The organism is Rhodobacter sp., from assembly GCA_020637515.1.
GTDB lineage: Bacteria > Pseudomonadota > Alphaproteobacteria > Rhodobacterales > Rhodobacteraceae > Pararhodobacter.
In genome coordinates this window covers 2,377,547-2,393,453 of the sequence record JACKKG010000001.1, presented here as the reverse complement: position 1 = coordinate 2,393,453, position 15,907 = coordinate 2,377,547, and the positions used below count along the sequence as shown (strand labels likewise).

Here is a 15,907-nt window from a genome sequence, read left to right as displayed (position 1 = left end):
GGCAGCCCCCCGGCGCCCGCGCTACACCACCACGTCGCGGTCGGTCTCGGTGACGATCCAGTCGCGAAACTGGGCCACCGCCGGCTTCACCCGCCCCTCGGGCTCGACAAAGTAATAGCCATACCCCGACGGGACCTCCTCGCCCAGGGGGACCAGCGCGCCGCTCTCCAGTTCGGGCCGGATCAGGAATCCCGGCATCAAGGCCACGCCCATCCCCGCCGCCGCCGCCTGCGCCAGGGTCGAGACCTGCTCGAAGCGCATCGCCGGCGCCGGCGCGCCGCCCGCCCGCCCGGTCAGCCCCCACCAGTCCGCCCAGCCCGTGGGGCGCGAGTTCAGCGCCAGCAGGGGCGCACCCGCGACACCCGCCGCCCCGGGGGCTGCAACCGGCATCACGCGCTCCTCCATCAGCAGCGTCAGCCGCGCCCCCGGCCAGTCGCCCCGGCCGGAATGGATGGCGGCGTCCACCCCTTCCGCGACCAGGTCAAAGCGCCCGATGCGTGTCGCGAAATGCAGCGTCACCTCTGGGTGCCGGCGCACGAAGCGCGGGATTCGCGGCATCAGCCACCGGGTGCCAAAAGTCGGCAGGATCGCCAGCTTCAACCCACGCTCGGGCGCCTGGCCCAGGGCCTCCATCGCGCCCTGGCCCAGCAGGTCCAGCGCCGCCCGCGCGCGCCGTGCATAGGCGGCACCCGCCTCGGTCAGCGTCGCCGCCCGCGCGCCGCGCCGCACCAGCGCGACGCCCAACTGCCCTTCGAGCTGCGCCACCTGCCGCGAGACCGCGCCCTGCGTCAGGCTCAGATCCCGCGCGGCGGCCGTGAAGCTGCCGGTGCGGGCGACGGCGTCGATCGCCAGAAGCGCGGGGATATTGGGCAGAAGGCGTCGCTGCATTATTCCATTTCCTCATGGATCAATGCCGAAATATCCGTTTTTCGCGCGCGTGTCGCATGGTATTTGCCGCACACCCCCGAAAACCCCGATGGAGGATCCGATGACCGACCGACCCGTGCTGAAACCCAAGGACGCGCCAGACCTCTCGCGCTTCCAGTGGGACGACGCGCTGCGCCTCGACAGCCAGCTCAGCGAAGACGAGCGGATGCTGCGCGACGCGGCCCGGGAATTCGCCCAATCGGTGCTGCAACCGCGCGTCATCGCCGCCTACCGCGACGAGGTCTCCGACCCCTCGGTGTTCCGCCTGATGGGCGAGGCCGGGCTTCTCGGCACCACCATCCCCGAGGAATACGGCGGCCTTGGCGCGGGCTACGTGACCTATGGCCTGGTCGCCCGCGAGATCGAGCGCGTGGATTCGGGCTATCGCTCGATGATGTCGGTGCAATCCTCGCTGGTGATGTATCCGATCTATGCCTACGGATCCGAGGACCAGCGGCGCAAATACCTGCCCAAACTGGCCTCGGGCGCGTTCATCGGCTGTTTCGGCCTGACCGAACCCGACGCGGGCTCGGACCCGGCCGGGATGAAGACGCGCGCCGAAAAGACCGCGACCGGCTACCGGCTGACCGGCACCAAGATGTGGATCTCGAACGCGCCCTTCGCCGATGTCTTCGTCGTCTGGGCGAAATCCGACGCGCACGGCGGGCGCATCCGGGGCTTCGTGCTGGAGAAGGGCATGAAGGGCCTCAGCGCGCCCAAGATCGAGGGCAAGCTGAGCCTGCGCGCCTCGACCACGGGGGAAATCGTGATGGACGGGGTCGAGGTCGGCGACGACGCGCTGCTGCCCCATGTCGAGGGGCTGAAGGGCCCGTTCGGCTGCCTCAACCGGGCGCGCTACGGCATCGCCTGGGGCGTGATGGGCTCGGCCGAATTCTGCTGGCACGCGGCGCGCCAGTATGGGCTCGATCGCAAGCAGTTCGACAAGCCGCTGGCCGGCACGCAGCTCTACCAGAAGAAACTGGCCGACATGCAGACCGAGATCACGCTGGGCCTGCAAGCCGCGCTTCAGGTCGGCCGCCTGATGGATCAGGCCCAGGCCGCGCCCGAGATGATCAGCCTCATCAAGCGCAACAACTGCGGCAAGGCGCTGGATATCGCCCGTGTTGCCCGCGACATGCACGGCGGCAACGGCATCTCCGAGGAGTTCCAGGTCATCCGCCACATGGTGAACCTGGAAACCGTGAACACCTACGAGGGCACGCATGACGTTCACGCGCTGATCCTGGGCCGCGCCCAGACCGGACTGCAAGCGTTCTTCTGAGACGCGGCACCGGGCGGCCGCCCTTCGCGCCGCCCGGAGTCTTTGATGGCGATGCCGCGCCCGCCCCGTCCGGGTCCCGCGTGCGCTCCCGTTCGACGCCCGAAAACGACGCGGACCACGACAGCGCCCCGCAATCGCCCCAAGGTCGGCGCGCGCCCTTCTTTGTGCCGGAAATATCCTCGGGGGTATCCAAAGGGGGTGGAAAACCCCCTTTGGCGGGGGGTGCGGGGGGCTGGCCCCCCGCCGCCTCGCTCAGACGGGCGTCGTCCAGGCCTGATAGCCATAGACCCAGTCGGCATTGCCCTGGCTCTTCAACCACTCGTTGGCCAGGGACGACCGCTGCACCTCGGCCGTGCGCGGGATACGTGCCGCCTCGTAGCGCGCCAGCGCCGCCGCGACTCCGGCGCTGTCCGCCGTTTCCAGCGCGCGCGCCAGCACCACCGCGTCCTCGATTGCCATGCAGGCGCCCTGCGCCATGAAGGGCACCATCGGATGCGCCGCGTCGCCCAGGATGGTGATCCGCCCCCGGGACCAGGCCGCCATCGGTTCGCGCACATGCAGCGCCGAGCGGGTCACGCTGTCGCAGGCATCGAGCAGCGCGCGCGCATGGGGATGGAAATCCGCGTAATGGCCGCGCAGCTCGGCGACATCGCCGGGCAGCGTCCAGCCTTCCTCGGCCCAATCGTCCTGCTTGTGGGTGGCAAAGATGAAGATCTCCTTGCCATGGGTCAGCGGGAAGGTGACGATCTGGCGATCGGCGGTCGGGCCCCACCATTTGGTAAAGGCGTCGAGGTCGGGGATCCCTGCCCCTTTCGCGCGGTCGAACACGCCGCGCCAACTGACCAGGCCGGTGAATTTCGGATCGTCCGGTCCGAACAGCGCCGCCCGCACGCGCGAATGGATGCCGTCCGCCCCGATCACCACGTCGCCCTCGTGCGTGGTGCCGTCCGCCAGCCGGACCCAGGCGCCCGTCTCGGTCTGGCCGACCTCGGCCACCGGGGCGCCGAACCGCAGCACGCCGGCGGGCAGCGCCGCCTCCAGCGCCGCCAGCAGGTCGGCGCGGTGGATCGTCAGTTGCGGCGCGCCGTAGCGGTCCTCGGCCGCGGCGCTCATCGGCAGGCGCGAGGTTTCCGCGCCCGTGTCCCAGGTCTTGCTGATCCGGTGCGTCGGGCGCGCCGCGTTCGCGCGCAGCGACTCGCCCACGCCCAGGCGGTCCAGCGCGTGCACCGCGTTGGGCGTCAGGTTCACGTCCGCCCCGACCCGGCCGAACTGCCTGGCCTGTTCGAACACGGTCACCTTGTGACCCATGCGGCCCAGGGCGATGGCCGTCGCCATGCCACCGACCCCGCCGCCGCAGATCAAGGCGTTCAACATCGACCCATCCCTCCAATTATGAACAGTTTGCCCACTATAGACCATGTCGGAAATCATCCGTCAATGGCCGTTTCCATTCTTGCCCCCGGGGGACCTCGGCACCAGACTGGCCGAAACCAACCCGGAGTCCCGTCTTGCGCCCCCATGCCCATCTGCTGTCGCCGCTGTCCCTGCGCGGCGAGACCCTGCGCAACCGCATCGTGTTTGGCGCGCATACCGCGAACATGGCCCGGGACGGGCTGCCGGGGCCGCAGTATCGCGAATACCTGCGCGAACGGGCGCTGGGCGGCGCGGCGATGATCGTCGCCGAACCGGTGCCCGCCCACCGCACCGGCGTGCTGACGCGCGGCAATTTCCGCCACGAGGACGACAGCCTCATCCCCGCCTTCCGTGCCGTAACCGATGCCGTCCGGGCCGAAGGCGCGGTCATCATCCAGCAGATCTATCACATTGGCGGGCACGGCGATTCCGACCTCAGCTTCCAGCCGCACTGGTCGCCCTCGGGGCGCCCCTCGTATCACGACAGCGACGGCTCGCACGCCATGTCCGAGGTCGAGATCCTCGAACTGCTGGACGCCCATGCCGCGGCCGCCCGCCGCGCGCAGGCCGCCGGGTTCCAGGGCGTCGAGGTCTGGGGCGCCTACAATTCGCTGATCGACCAGTTCTGGTCACCCTGGTCCAACCGGCGCACCGATCGCTGGGGCGGATCGCTGGAAAACCGCACCCGCTTTTCGCGTCTCCTGATCGACCGGATCCGCCGCGACTGCGGCGAGGATTTCATCGTCGGCCTCGCCATCAGCCACGACGCCGCCTATTCCGTCGCCCTCCAGGCCGAGGCCCTGTGCGAGATCGTCGCCCTGCACGACGCCACCGGGCATGTCGATTACGTCACCTGCGGCGCCGGATCCTATCTCGATTTCGGCCGCATCATTCCGCCATTCACCGAACCCGACACCCTGACCGTGCCCGTGACCGAGCAACTCCGGCGGATCGTGACGCACGCAAGGATCACGGCCGAGGCCGGCATCCGCACCCCCGATGTCGGCGAGCAGGTGATCGCGTCGGGCGCCGCCGATCTGGTCAGCATCGTGCGCGGCCAGATCGCCGACCCCCATCTCGCCCGCAAGACCGCGCAGGGCCAGGCCGAGCGCGTTCGCCCCTGCCTGAGTTGCAACCAGATGTGCTGGGGCCGGCGGTCGCGCGACTACTGGATCTCGTGCCTCATCAATCCGTCGGCGGGGCGCGAATGGGAATGGGGCGGCGACCGCTTCACCCCCGCCGCGGACCCGCGCCACGTGCTGGTCGTCGGCGGCGGCCCGGCCGGGCTCGAGGCCGCGCGCGTCGCGGCGGAATGCGGCCACCGGGTCACCCTGGCCGAGGCCCAGCCGCATCTCGGCGGCCAGTTCCGGCTGGCCGGGCAGCAGCCGCGCCGGGCGCAGATCCTGGACCTGATCGCCTGGTTCGAACGCGAGTTGGACCGGCTGGGCGTCGAGGTCCGCCTGAACAGCTTTCTCGATGCCGAGGCGGTGCGCGCGATCGGCGCCGACCGGGTGATCCTGGCGACCGGGTCGCTTCCCGACGAGGACGGCTTCCAACGCTGGTTGCCGCATCTCGACACCCTGCCCGGGATCGAACGCGGCGCGGTCTGGTCCGCCGAGGCGGTGATGCGTCGCGAGGCCCGGCTGGGCGCGTCCGTGCTGGTGTATGACGAGGGGGGGCACTGGAAAGGCACCGGCACCGCCTGGCACCTGGCCGAGGCCGGTCACAGCGTGACCATCGTCACCCCCGACGCCCATGTCGGCCGCGACCTGACCCGCACCGCCGCCGACGGCTATGCCCGCGCGCGGCTCGCCCGCCTCGGGGTGCGCGTCCTGACCGAAAGCGCCATCGGCGAATGGCTGGGCAACGGCGCCGGGGCGCGGGTGGTCAACCTGCTGGACGGCAGCACGCAGACGGTCGCGGCCTCGGCGCTGATCCTGGCGACGACGAACCGCGCCTTCGACCCGCTCTCGGCCGATCTCGCCGATTTGGCGCCGGCGCTGATCGGCGACGCCGCCGCACCACGTCTTGCGCCCTTCGCCTTTCACGAGGGGCGCAAGACCGCCCTTCACCTGGCCTGACACGGGCCCCGCGCGGTTACGCCGCGAGGGGTTCTCAGGGGGGATCGCGATCCCCCCTGAGCGGGGGGTGTGGGGGGCTGGCCCCCCGCCGCCGCCCGGCGTTGCCAGTCCGAACCGCCCTACTCGGCGGCCCGCGTCCGCCGCTTCAGCAAGGGCGCCAGGTAGTGCCCGGTATGGCTGGCCTCGGCGCGCGCCACGTCCTCGGGCGTGCCCTCGGCGACGATCATCCCGCCACCGTCGCCCCCCTCGGGGCCGATGTCGATGATCCAGTCGGCGGTTTTCACCACATCGAGATTGTGCTCGATCACCACCACGGTGTTGCCCTGCTCGACCAGTTCGTGCAGCACCTCCAACAGCTTGCGCACATCCTCGAAATGCAGCCCGGTGGTCGGCTCGTCCAGGATATACAGCGTCCGCCCGGTCGAGCGGCGCGACAGTTCCTTGGACAATTTCACGCGCTGCGCCTCGCCGCCCGACAGAGTCGTCGCCTGCTGGCCGACCTTGATATAGCCCAGCCCCACCTGCATCAGCGCATCCATCTTCTCGCGGATCGACGGCACGGCGGCAAAGAATCCCTGCGCCTCCTCCACCGTCATCTCCAGCACATCCGAGATGGACTTGCCCTTGAACAACACCTCCAGCGTCTCGCGGTTGTAGCGCCTGCCCTTGCAGGTCTCGCAGGTCACATAGACGTCGGGCAGGAAGTTCATCTCGATCTTCAGGACGCCGTCGCCCTGGCAGGCCTCGCAGCGCCCGCCCTTGACGTTGAAGCTGAACCGACCCGGCTTGTAGCCGCGCGCCTTGGCCTCGGGCAGGCCGGCGAACCAGTCGCGGATCGGGCCGAAGGCGCCGGTATAGGTCGCCGGGTTGGACCGTGGCGTGCGGCCGATCGCGCGCTGGTCGATGTCGATCACCTTGTCGAGATGCTGCAACCCCTGCACCGTCTCGCAGGGCGCGGGCGTCTGGCGGGCGCCGTTCAGCCGCATCGAGGCCGTCTTGAACAGCGTCTCGATGGTCAGTGTCGATTTGCCGCCACCCGACACGCCGGTCACGCAGACGAATTTCCCCAGCGGGAAATCGACCGAGACCTCGCGCAGGTTGTTGCCGGTGGCCTTGACCACCCGCACCGCCTTGCCGTTGCCCGCGCGCCGATGGGACGGAACCTCGATCCGGCGGGCGTCGGACAGGTATTGCCCGGTCAGGCTGCCGGGATCGGCGGCGATCTGCGCCGGCGTGCCCTGCGACACCACCCGCCCGCCATGCACCCCCGCGCCGGGACCGATGTCCAGAACCCAGTCGGCGGTGCGGATCGCGTCCTCGTCATGTTCGACCACCAGCACGGTGTTGCCCTGGTCGCGCAGGTTCCTGAGCGTCGTCAGCAGCCGGTCGTTGTCGCGCTGGTGCAGCCCGATCGAGGGTTCGTCCAGCACATAGAGCACCCCGGTCAACCCGCTGCCGATCTGCGAGGCCAGCCGGATCCGCTGGCTTTCCCCCCCCGAGAGCGTGCCCGCCGCGCGGCTGAGCGTCAGGTAGTCCAGCCCCACGTTCACCAGGAATCCCAGCCGCTCGCGGATTTCCTTCAGAATGGCGGCGGCGATCTGGCCTTTTTGCGCGCTCAACTGCCCGGACGCGGCCTCGATCCAGGCCAGGGCCTCCTTGATCGCCAGTTCGGACACCTGGCTGATGTGCTGGCCACCGATGCGGACCGCCAGGGCCTCGGGCTTCAGACGCGCGCCGCCGCAGGTCGAACAGGGGCGGTTGTTCTGGTAGCGTTCGAATTCCTCGCGCACCCAGGCGCTGTCGGTTTCCTTCCAGCGGCGTTCCATGTTGGGGATCACCCCCTCGAACACCCGGGTCACCTGATAGACACGGCCGGAATCGTCGTAGCGGAACGGGATTTCCTCGCCGTCCGAGCCGCGCAGCAGAACCTGCTTCACCCGCTCGGGCAGATCCCGCCAGGGTTTCTTGGCGTCAAAGCCGTAATGCTTGGCCAGCGCCTCGATGGTCTGGAGGAAATAGGGTGTCTTGCCCTTGCGCCAGGGGGCGATCGCGCCGTCCTCGAGCCGCAACAGCGCATCCGGCACCACCAGCCGCTCGTCGAAGAACAATTCGACCCCCAACCCGTCACAGGCCGGGCAGGCGCCATAGGGCGCGTTGAAGCTGAACAGGCGCGGTTCGATCTCGGGGATGGTGAAGCCGCTGACGGGACAGGCGAAATTCTCGCTGAAGGTGATCCGTTCGGGGGTTTCGCCCTCGGCTGCCTGGGCCATTTCCAGAATCGCGATGCCGCTGGCCAGGTCCAGCGCGGTGCGGAAGCTGTCGGCAAGCCGCGTTTCCATCCCCGGGCGCACAACGATCCGGTCCACCACAACGTCGATGTCGTGGCGGAATTTCTTGTCCAGATCGGGCGGCGTGTCCAGGTCGTGGAACGCACCGTCCACCTTGACCCGCTGGAACCCCTGCTTTCTGAGCTCCAGCATCTCTTTCTTGTATTCGCCCTTGCGGTCGCGAACGATCGGCGCCAGCAGATAGGCGCGCGTCCCCTCGGGCAGGGTCAGCACGCGGTCCACCATGTCCTGCACCTGCTGCGCCTCGATCGGCAGGCCGGTGGCCGGCGAATAGGGCGTGCCCGCGCGGGCGAACAACAGACGCAGGTAATCGTGGATCTCGGTCACCGTGCCGACGGTCGAGCGCGGGTTCTTCGAGGTTGTCTTCTGCTCGATGGAAATCGCCGGGCTCAGACCGGCGATATGGTCCACATCGGGCTTTTGCATCATGTCCAGGAACTGCCGCGCATAGGCCGAAAGCGATTCGACATAGCGGCGCTGGCCCTCGGCATAGATCGTGTCGAACGCGAGCGAGGACTTGCCCGAACCGGACAGCCCCGTGATCACCACCAGTTGATCGCGCGGAATATCGACGTCCACGCCCTTGAGGTTGTGCTCGCGCGCGCCCCTGATCTCGATGAACTTCTGTTCCGCCATGCCCAATTCCCGCCCGAGCCCCAGTGCGAGCGGCACCATAGCGGGAAAGAGCCGAGTCTCCAATGCGAAAAGCGGAACAAACAGGAAACCCGCGCCCGTGTCACACAGGAAATTGCCGCGGCGCGGAAAAACATATTCTTCATCTTGAATATTTTTTGGGACCTGCTATATCAGCCGTCGAAGCATCAACCCGAACCCATCCCATCCTTTCCCCCGAGGAGCCCAAGCGATGTTCAACTTCTTCAACAACCTGATGAGCCCCGGCGCCGCCGTCGATCCCGCCGAGGCGGTCAAGGCGGTCGCCGAAAAGCGCGCGCTGGTGATCGACGTCCGCGAAGAGGACGAGGTCCGCCATTCCGGCAAGGCCAAAGGCGCGCTGAACCTGCCGCTCAGCCGCCTGCACATGACCGCCGACCCGCGCTCGGGGCATTTCGACAAGGCGCTGGCCAAGGCGCACAAGGACGGCAGCGCGATCTACCTGTATTGCGCCTCGGGCGCGCGTTCGGGCCGGGCGGCGGGCATCCTGCGCCAGCACGGGTTCGAAGCCGTCCACAACCTGGGCAACCTGCACACCTGGGCCCAGGGCGGCGGCCAGATCGTCCGCTGACGCCCCCTGCCCGACCGACCGGCGCCGCGCACCCCTTTGCGCGGCGCCTGCTATTTTGCCGGGGCCGCGCCGCCCGGAAGGCACCGAATCCCCCGCCAAATGCCGCTTTCGGTCGCCACTTGCGAGGTATTCGTGTTAGGGCTAAAGGCCCCTACCGCGAACAGAGGGACCTCGGATGCTGAAAGTTCTCGCCTCGACCTGGGCCCTGCTGCTGGGGCTGATGCTGCTCATGCTGGGCAACGGGATGCAGGGCACGCTGCTGGGCATCCGCGGCGCGATCGAGAATTTCTCGACCACGCAGATGTCCATCGTCATGTCGTGCTATTTCATCGGCTTCCTGTTCGGGTCGCGCCTGGCGCCCGAGATGATTCGCCGCGTTGGCCATGTGCGCGTGTTCGCGGCGCTGGGATCGATGATCTCGGCAGTGCTGATCCTCTATGCCGCCGCGCCGCACTGGATCGCCTGGTCGCTGATGCGGGTGCTGATCGGGTTCTCGTTCTCGGGCGTCTACATCACCTCGGAAAGCTGGCTGAACAACGCCTCGACCAACGAAACCCGGGGGCAGGCGCTGTCGTTGTATCTGATCGTGCAGATGATCGGGATCATCGCCGCGCAGATCCTTCTGAACCTGGCCGACCCCTCGGGTTATATCCTGTTCGTCATCCCCTCGGTGCTGGTGTCGCTGGCCTTTACGCCGATCCTGCTGTCGGTCGCGCCGGCGCCGGCGTTCGACACCACGAAACCCCTGAGCTTTCGCGCGCTCTATCAGGCCTCGCCCCTGGGCTGCGTCGGCATGTTCCTGCTGGGCGGGGTCTTTTCGGCCCAGTTCGGCATGGCCTCGGTCTGGGGCACGCAGGCCGGTCTGAGCGTGCGCGACCTGTCGATCTTCGTCGCGTCGATCTATGTCGGCGGGCTGGTGCTGCAATTCCCCATCGGCTGGTTCAGCGACCGCATGGACCGGCGCAAGCTGATCCTGGCGCTGGCCGTCGCGGGCACGGCGGTGCTGACCATCCCGGTGGTGACCGAGGCCCCTTTCTGGCTGCTGATCGTGGTCGGCGCGCTGATGGGGGGGATATCCAACCCGCTCTATTCCCTGCTGCTGGCCTATGTGAACGACTATCTGGACAGCGCCGACATGGCGGCGGCCTCGGCCGGGCTGATCTTCATCAACGGGGTCGGCGCGATCTCGGGGCCGATCGTCACCGGCTGGATGATGGGCGCGATCGGGCCGGCCGGGTTCTTCCTGTTCATGGCGCTGATTTTCGGCGTGATGGCGCTGTATGCCGCCTGGCGGATGACGCAGCGCCGCAGCACCCCCGATTCCTCGGGGACCTATACGGCGATGTCGCCCACGGCGTCGGTGATCTCGGTCGAGGCCGCGCTCGAACGGTCCGAGACCGAGAGCCCGCCGCACTGAGCGCGCACAGGGCTTGACCCGTCGGTTCCATCAGCGCAGGCTACGGAAAAGACGGGAGGAAATCATGGCGATCAGTGCGCGGGCCGAGGCCATCCTGGGCTACTGGAACGATTTGGGCCCGGCCGGCTGGTATGCCGGCAGCGCCGAGATCGACGACGAGGTCCGCCGCCGGTTTCTGAGCGACTGGACCGAAGCGCACGCCGGTGGCCTGCGCCCCTGGCTGACCTGCTCGGACGGGATCCTGGCCTATCTGCTGCTGACCGACCAGTTCCCGCGCAACATGTTCCGCGACCAGGGCCGCGCCTTTGCCACCGACCCGCTGGCGCGCCAGGTCGCAACCTTTGCCTGGCAGAAAAAGGCCGATCTCGGGATCGAACCGCCGTTGCGGCAGTTCTTCTACCTGCCGCTGATGCATTCGGAAACGATCATCGACCAGGACCGCTGCGTCGCCCTGTTCAAAGCCCGGATGCCCGAGGCCGAGAACAACCTGCTGCACGCGCGCGCGCACCGCGAAGTGATCCGCCGCTTTGGCCGCTTTCCGTTTCGCAACGCGGCGCTGGGGCGGCAGGACACACCGGCCGAACGGGCGTTTCTCGAGTCCGGCGCCTATGGCGCCATCGTCCGGGAGCTGGGCGGCTGAACTGCCTGATTGCGCCTGCCGGCAAGATAGTTTAATGCTCAACTAATTTTCAACCGAAAGTGTCAGAGGAGCGCCCCATGGCCGAGCAGAGCTTTGATGTCGTTGTCGTCGGTGCGGGCCCGGGCGGCTATGTCGCCGCGATCCGGGCCGCGCAACTGGGTCTGAGGACCTGCATCGTCGAGCGCGAGCATCTGGGCGGAATCTGTCTGAACTGGGGCTGCATCCCGACCAAGGCGCTGCTGCGCTCGGCCGAAGTGTTCCATCTGATGAACCGGGCCAAGGATTTCGGCCTCAGCGCGCAGGGCATCGGGTTTGACCTGGACGCGGTGGTGAAACGCTCGCGCGGGGTTGCAAAACAGCTCTCCAGCGGTATCGGCCACCTGATGAAGAAGAACAAGATCACCGTGGTGATGGGCGAAGCCACCCTGCCGGCTCCGGGCACCGTCCGGGTGACCACCGACAAGGGCACCGAGACGCTGACGGCGCCGAACATCATCCTGGCCACCGGCGCCCGGGCGCGCGCGTTGCCGGGCCTCGAGGCGGACGGCGATCTGGTCTGGACCTACAAGCATGCGCTGGTGCCGAAACGGATGCCAAAGACCTTGCTGGTCATCGGCTCGGGCGCGATCGGCATCGAATTCGCCAGCTTTTTCAACACGCTGGGCGCGAAAACCACGGTGGTCGAGGTGATGGACCGCGCACTACCGGTCGAGGATTCCGAGATCAGCGCCTTTGCCAGGAAGCAATTCGAAAAGCAAGGCATGGTGATCCGCGAAAAGACAACGGTGACGGCGCTGGAGCGCGGCGCCGGCATGGTGACGGCGCATCTGGAGGCAAACGGCAAGACGGAAACCGCGACGTTCGACACGGTGATCTCGGCCGTCGGCATCGTCGGCAATGTCGAGAACCTGGGGCTGGAGTCGCTGGGGGTCACGATCGACCGCACCCATGTGGTGACCGACGAATACTGCCGCACCGGCGTGCCCGGTCTCTACGCCATCGGCGACATCGCCGGCGCGCCCTGGCTGGCCCACAAGGCCAGCCACGAGGGTGTCATGGTGGCCGAACTGATCGCCGGGCGACACCCGCACGCGATCAAGCCGAACACCATCCCGGGTTGCACCTATTGCCACCCGCAGGTCGCTTCGGTCGGGCTGACCGAGGCCAAGGCGAAAGAGGCGGGATTCACGGTGAAGGTCGGGCGATTCCCCTTTGTCGGCAACGGCAAGGCGATCGCGCTGGGCGAGCCCGAGGGGCTGGTGAAGACGGTGTTCGACGCAAAGACGGGCGAGTTGCTGGGCGCGCATATGGTCGGCGCCGAGGTGACCGAGATGATCCAGGGCTATGTCATCGGCCGCACGCTGGAAACGACCGAGGAAGACCTGATGAACACGGTCTTTCCGCATCCGACCTTGAGCGAGATGATGCATGAAAGCGTGCTGGACGCCTATGGCCGGGCGCTGCATTTCTGACCGCGGGGCGGCGGGGGCTGCCGCCCCCGCACCCCCGCTTAAAGGGGGGCACGCCCCCCTTGAAAAACCCCGTGCGTATTTCGGACAAGATGATGGGGCGCCGGTCCGGGTGCGTCAGGGGATCAAGAGCGAGGAGTCGCCGTAGGAAAAGAAGCGGTAGCGTTCGGCGATGGCGTGCGCGTAGACGCGGCGGATCGTGTCCTGGCCCATCAGCGCCGACACCAGCATGAGCAGGGTCGATTTCGGCAGGTGGAAGTTGGTCATCAACCCGTCCACCGCGCGAAAGGTGAAGCCGGGATAGATGAAGATATCGGTTTCGCCGCGCCAGGGTTCGACGCGGCCCGAGCGCGCCGCGCTTTCGATCAGGCGCAGCGCGGTGGTGCCGACCGCAATCACCCGGCCTCCGGCGGCGCGCGTGGCGTTGATCTCGGCCGCGGCGCGGGGCGTGACCTCGCCCCATTCGGCGTGCATCCGGTGGCTGGTGACGTCCTCGACCTTGACCGGCAGGAAGGTGCCGGCACCGACATGCAGCGTCACCTGGGTGGTCGCGACGCCCCTCGCGGCAAGGCTGTCGAGCAGCGCAGCGTCGAAATGCAGGCTTGCGGTCGGGGCGGCGACGGCGCCGGATTCCTTTGCGAAAACCGTCTGGTAATCCTCGTGGTCCCGGGCATCGGCGGGGCGGCGGCTTTCGATATAGGGGGGCAGCGGCATGCGTCCGGCGCGGTTGAGCGCCGCGTCGAAGGCGGGGCCGGTCAGGTCGAAATCCAGCACCGCATCCTCGGCCGCGCGGTCTCGGACCGTCGCGGTCAGTCCGGCGCCGAAATCGACCCTGTCACCGGGCGCCAGTTTGCGCAGTGGGCGGGCCAGGACCCGCCAGCCCGCCCCTTCGGGCGCGATCAGCGTCGCCTCGATGCGGGCTCGGCCCGGGCCGTCACGGCTGTCGCGCAGGCGTTCGCCGAACAGGCGGGCGGGGATGACACGGGTATTGTTCAGCACTAAACGATCGCCGGGACGCAGGATCTGCGGCAGGTCCGATACATGCCGGTCCGTCATCGTCGCGCCCTCGACCCGCAGCAATCGGGCGGACGGGCGGGGGTGCACCGGACGGGTGGCGATCAGGTCTTCGGGCAGTTCGAAATCGAAATCGCTGAGTTTCATGGCCATCCCCGGTATTGCGACCCTGCCCCCCCCTTTAACCTTGGGCCGGACAGGTTACAACAAAGGGCAAACTGGAGGATCCGACATGCAGACAGGCGATAGCGCCCCCGATTTCACCGCCCCGACGCACGATGGCAGCCTGTTGACCCTGTCCGCGCTGCGCGGCGCGCCGGTGGTCGTATATTTCTATCCCAAGGACGACACGCCGGGCTGCACCACCGAGGCGCAGGATTTCACCGCCCTGGGTGCCGCCTTTGCCGAGGCCGGCGCCCGGGTGATCGGGGTCAGCAAGGATACCGTCGCGAAACACGGGAAATTCGCGCAAAAGCACGGTCTGGGCGTGACGCTGGTGTCGGACGCCGACAGCGACATCTGCGAACGCTATGGCGTCTGGGGCGAGAAGTCCAACTATGGCCGAACCTACATGGGCATCACCCGCACCACCGTGCTGATCGACGCCGAGGGCAAGGTCGCCCGGATCTGGCCGAAAGTGCGGGTCGCGGGCCATGCGCAGGCCGTGCTCGAGGCGGTGCGCGCGCTCTGAGCCGCCCTTGCCTGGGGCCCGCCGGCGGGGTATCAGGGCCGCCAAAGGCGGGCACCCCGACGGGATGGCCCTGCCCCGTGATGACACGAGGTGATCCATGCGCGCAGAAACCCAGTCCACCATCGAGGCGATCCGCAAGACGCTGACCCTGCTGGCGCAGCGCATGGACTGGGAAACCGCCCGGCATCGGCTGGAAGAGTTCGATGCGATGATCGAGGACCCGAACCTGTGGAACGACCCCGCCCGCGCGCAAAAGCTGATGCGCGAGCGACAGCAGTTGATGGACGCGGTCGGCACCTATGAGAGCATCTCGCGCGAGTTGAACGACAATGTCGAATTGATCGAGTTGGGCGAGATGGAGGGCGACAAGGACATCGTCGCCGAGGCCGAGGCCGCGATCAAGGCGCTGGGCGAAAAGGCCGAGGCGAAGGAGCTCGAGGCGCTGCTGGACGGCGAGGCCGACAGCAACGACACCTTCCTGGAAATCAACGCCGGTGCCGGCGGGACCGAGGCCAACGACTGGGCGCAGATGTTGCAAAGGATGTATATCCGCTGGGCCGAGAAACGCGGCTACAAGGTCGAACTGCAATCCGAGGAAGCGGGTGGCGAAGCGGGCATCAAGTCCTGCGCCTACAAGATCAGCGGGCACAATGCCTATGGCTGGCTGAAATCGGAATCGGGCGTGCACCGGCTGGTGCGGATCTCGCCGTTCGGCAAGGGCACGCGCGAGACGTCCTTTGCCTCGGTCTGGGTGTATCCGGTGGTCGATGACAACATCGAGATCGACATCCAGGACAAGGACATCCGCATCGACACCTACCGCTCGTCGGGGGCGGGCGGGCAGCACGTCAACACGACCGACTCGGCTGTGCGGATCACCCACTTGCCCACCGGCATCGTCGTGACCAGCTCGATGAAATCGCAGCACCAGAACCGCGAGATCGCCATGAACGCGCTGAAATCGCGGCTTTACGAACTGGAGCTGCGCAAGCGGACCGAGGCGATCGAGGCGCAGCACGACGCCAAGGGTTCGGCGGGTTGGGGCAACCAGATTCGCAGCTATGTGCTGCAACCCTATCAGATGGTGAAGGACCTGCGCACCCAGCACGAAACCTCGGACACGCAGGGGGTGCTGGACGGCGATCTGGACGGGTTCATGGCCGCGACCCTGGCCATGCAGGTTGCAGGCAAAAGCCGCGCCGACGCCCAGGGGGATTGAGCGCCGCCTCGGCGTTTACAGCTTCAGATCGGGAATATAGCGGCGCAGGCGCGCAAAGTCCGGCCGCCCCGCGACGGCAGAGGCGCGGCGGGCGGTGGCGGCTTCGATCCGGGCGATGGCATCCAGATCGGCGACAAGGGCGGCGGCAGCGGCACGGGTCATG

General features: G+C 67.8%; 13 protein-coding genes. 8 read left to right on the top strand and 5 right to left on the bottom strand.

Annotation, left to right across the window (positions count from 1 at the left end):
* Nucleotides 1–21 precede the first annotated feature (21 nt).
* Nucleotides 22–888 (bottom strand): LysR family transcriptional regulator, encoded by an 867-nt coding sequence (locus H6900_11730; GenBank protein MCC0073947.1) that lies wholly within the window; start codon nt 886–888, stop codon nt 22–24.
* Between the two features lie 100 nt (nt 889–988).
* On the opposite strand from H6900_11730, the gene H6900_11725 reads away from it, so the two are divergent.
* The gene (locus H6900_11725; GenBank protein ID MCC0073946.1) at nt 989–2,209 is read left to right on the top strand and encodes an acyl-CoA dehydrogenase; all 1,221 of its coding nucleotides are present in this window, start codon (nt 989–991) and stop codon (nt 2,207–2,209) included.
* 252 nt (nt 2,210–2,461) lie between these two features.
* On the opposite strand, the gene H6900_11720 is transcribed toward H6900_11725, so the two are convergent.
* Nucleotides 2,462–3,583 (bottom strand): FAD-dependent monooxygenase, encoded by a 1,122-nt coding sequence (locus H6900_11720; protein ID MCC0073945.1) that lies wholly within the window; start codon nt 3,581–3,583, stop codon nt 2,462–2,464.
* A gap of 134 nt (nt 3,584–3,717) precedes the next feature.
* On the opposite strand from H6900_11720, the gene H6900_11715 reads away from it, so the two are divergent.
* Entirely contained in the window at nt 3,718–5,703 is a 1,986-nt protein-coding gene (locus H6900_11715) for an FAD-dependent oxidoreductase (GenBank protein MCC0073944.1), read from the top strand.
* Nucleotides 5,704–5,822: 119 nt separating this feature from the next.
* Here the strand turns inward: H6900_11715 and uvrA are convergent, their stop codons facing one another.
* Nucleotides 5,823–8,687 (bottom strand): excinuclease ABC subunit UvrA, encoded by a 2,865-nt coding sequence (gene uvrA / locus H6900_11710; protein ID MCC0073943.1) that lies wholly within the window; start codon nt 8,685–8,687, stop codon nt 5,823–5,825.
* A gap of 229 nt (nt 8,688–8,916) precedes the next feature.
* Between uvrA and H6900_11705 the strand changes: the two genes are divergently transcribed.
* The 4 genes from H6900_11705 (at nt 8,917) to lpdA (ending at nt 12,823) form a co-directional block, all read left to right on the top strand.
* Nucleotides 8,917–9,294: a sulfurtransferase gene (locus H6900_11705; protein ID MCC0073942.1), complete on the top strand. Its 378-nt coding sequence runs from the start codon at nt 8,917–8,919 to the stop codon at nt 9,292–9,294.
* A gap of 175 nt (nt 9,295–9,469) precedes the next feature.
* A complete protein-coding gene (locus tag H6900_11700) occupies nt 9,470–10,711 on the top strand; it encodes an MFS transporter (GenBank protein MCC0073941.1) in 1,242 nt (413 codons plus the stop codon).
* Nucleotides 10,712–10,775: 64 nt separating this feature from the next.
* Nucleotides 10,776–11,351: a DUF924 domain-containing protein gene (locus H6900_11695; protein ID MCC0073940.1), complete on the top strand. Its 576-nt coding sequence runs from the start codon at nt 10,776–10,778 to the stop codon at nt 11,349–11,351.
* Nucleotides 11,352–11,428: 77 nt separating this feature from the next.
* On the top strand, nt 11,429–12,823 hold the full coding sequence (gene lpdA / locus H6900_11690; protein MCC0073939.1) for a dihydrolipoyl dehydrogenase: 1,395 nt from the start codon (nt 11,429–11,431) through the stop codon (nt 12,821–12,823).
* Between the two features lie 114 nt (nt 12,824–12,937).
* On the opposite strand, the gene queA is transcribed toward lpdA, so the two are convergent.
* Entirely contained in the window at nt 12,938–13,981 is a 1,044-nt protein-coding gene (gene queA, locus H6900_11685; GenBank protein ID MCC0073938.1) for a tRNA preQ1(34) S-adenosylmethionine ribosyltransferase-isomerase QueA, read from the bottom strand.
* 85 nt (nt 13,982–14,066) lie between these two features.
* Here queA and bcp point away from each other — a divergent pair, with 85 nt between their 5' ends.
* Both bcp and prfB read left to right on the top strand, forming a co-directional pair.
* The gene (bcp, locus tag H6900_11680) at nt 14,067–14,525 is read left to right on the top strand and encodes a thioredoxin-dependent thiol peroxidase (GenBank protein MCC0073937.1); all 459 of its coding nucleotides are present in this window, start codon (nt 14,067–14,069) and stop codon (nt 14,523–14,525) included.
* A 97-nt stretch (nt 14,526–14,622) separates the two neighbouring features.
* Nucleotides 14,623–15,744 (top strand): peptide chain release factor 2, encoded by a 1,122-nt coding sequence (gene prfB / locus H6900_11675; protein ID MCC0073936.1) that lies wholly within the window; start codon nt 14,623–14,625, stop codon nt 15,742–15,744.
* 15 nt (nt 15,745–15,759) lie between these two features.
* Here the strand turns inward: prfB and H6900_11670 are convergent, their stop codons facing one another.
* On the bottom strand, nt 15,760–15,906 hold the full coding sequence (locus H6900_11670; protein ID MCC0073935.1) for a hypothetical protein: 147 nt from the start codon (nt 15,904–15,906) through the stop codon (nt 15,760–15,762).
* Nucleotide 15,907 lies beyond the last annotated feature (1 nt).

Coding starts and splice junctions, on each gene's coding strand:
- H6900_11725 (MCC0073946.1), top strand. CDS start 989: ATGACCGACCGACCCGTGCTGAAACCCAAGGACGCGCCAGACCTCTCG.
- H6900_11705 (MCC0073942.1), top strand. CDS start 8,917: ATGTTCAACTTCTTCAACAACCTGATGAGCCCCGGCGCCGCCGTCGAT.
- H6900_11730 (MCC0073947.1), bottom strand. CDS start 888: ATGCAGCGACGCCTTCTGCCCAATATCCCCGCGCTTCTGGCGATCGAC.
- lpdA (MCC0073939.1), top strand. CDS start 11,429: ATGGCCGAGCAGAGCTTTGATGTCGTTGTCGTCGGTGCGGGCCCGGGC.
- H6900_11670 (MCC0073935.1), bottom strand. CDS start 15,906: ATGACCCGTGCCGCTGCCGCCGCCCTTGTCGCCGATCTGGATGCCATC.
- prfB (MCC0073936.1), top strand. CDS start 14,623: ATGCGCGCAGAAACCCAGTCCACCATCGAGGCGATCCGCAAGACGCTG.
- H6900_11700 (MCC0073941.1), top strand. CDS start 9,470: ATGCTGAAAGTTCTCGCCTCGACCTGGGCCCTGCTGCTGGGGCTGATG.
- bcp (MCC0073937.1), top strand. CDS start 14,067: ATGCAGACAGGCGATAGCGCCCCCGATTTCACCGCCCCGACGCACGAT.
- H6900_11720 (MCC0073945.1), bottom strand. CDS start 3,583: ATGTTGAACGCCTTGATCTGCGGCGGCGGGGTCGGTGGCATGGCGACG.
- queA (MCC0073938.1), bottom strand. CDS start 13,981: ATGAAACTCAGCGATTTCGATTTCGAACTGCCCGAAGACCTGATCGCC.
- uvrA (MCC0073943.1), bottom strand. CDS start 8,687: ATGGCGGAACAGAAGTTCATCGAGATCAGGGGCGCGCGCGAGCACAAC.
- H6900_11695 (MCC0073940.1), top strand. CDS start 10,776: ATGGCGATCAGTGCGCGGGCCGAGGCCATCCTGGGCTACTGGAACGAT.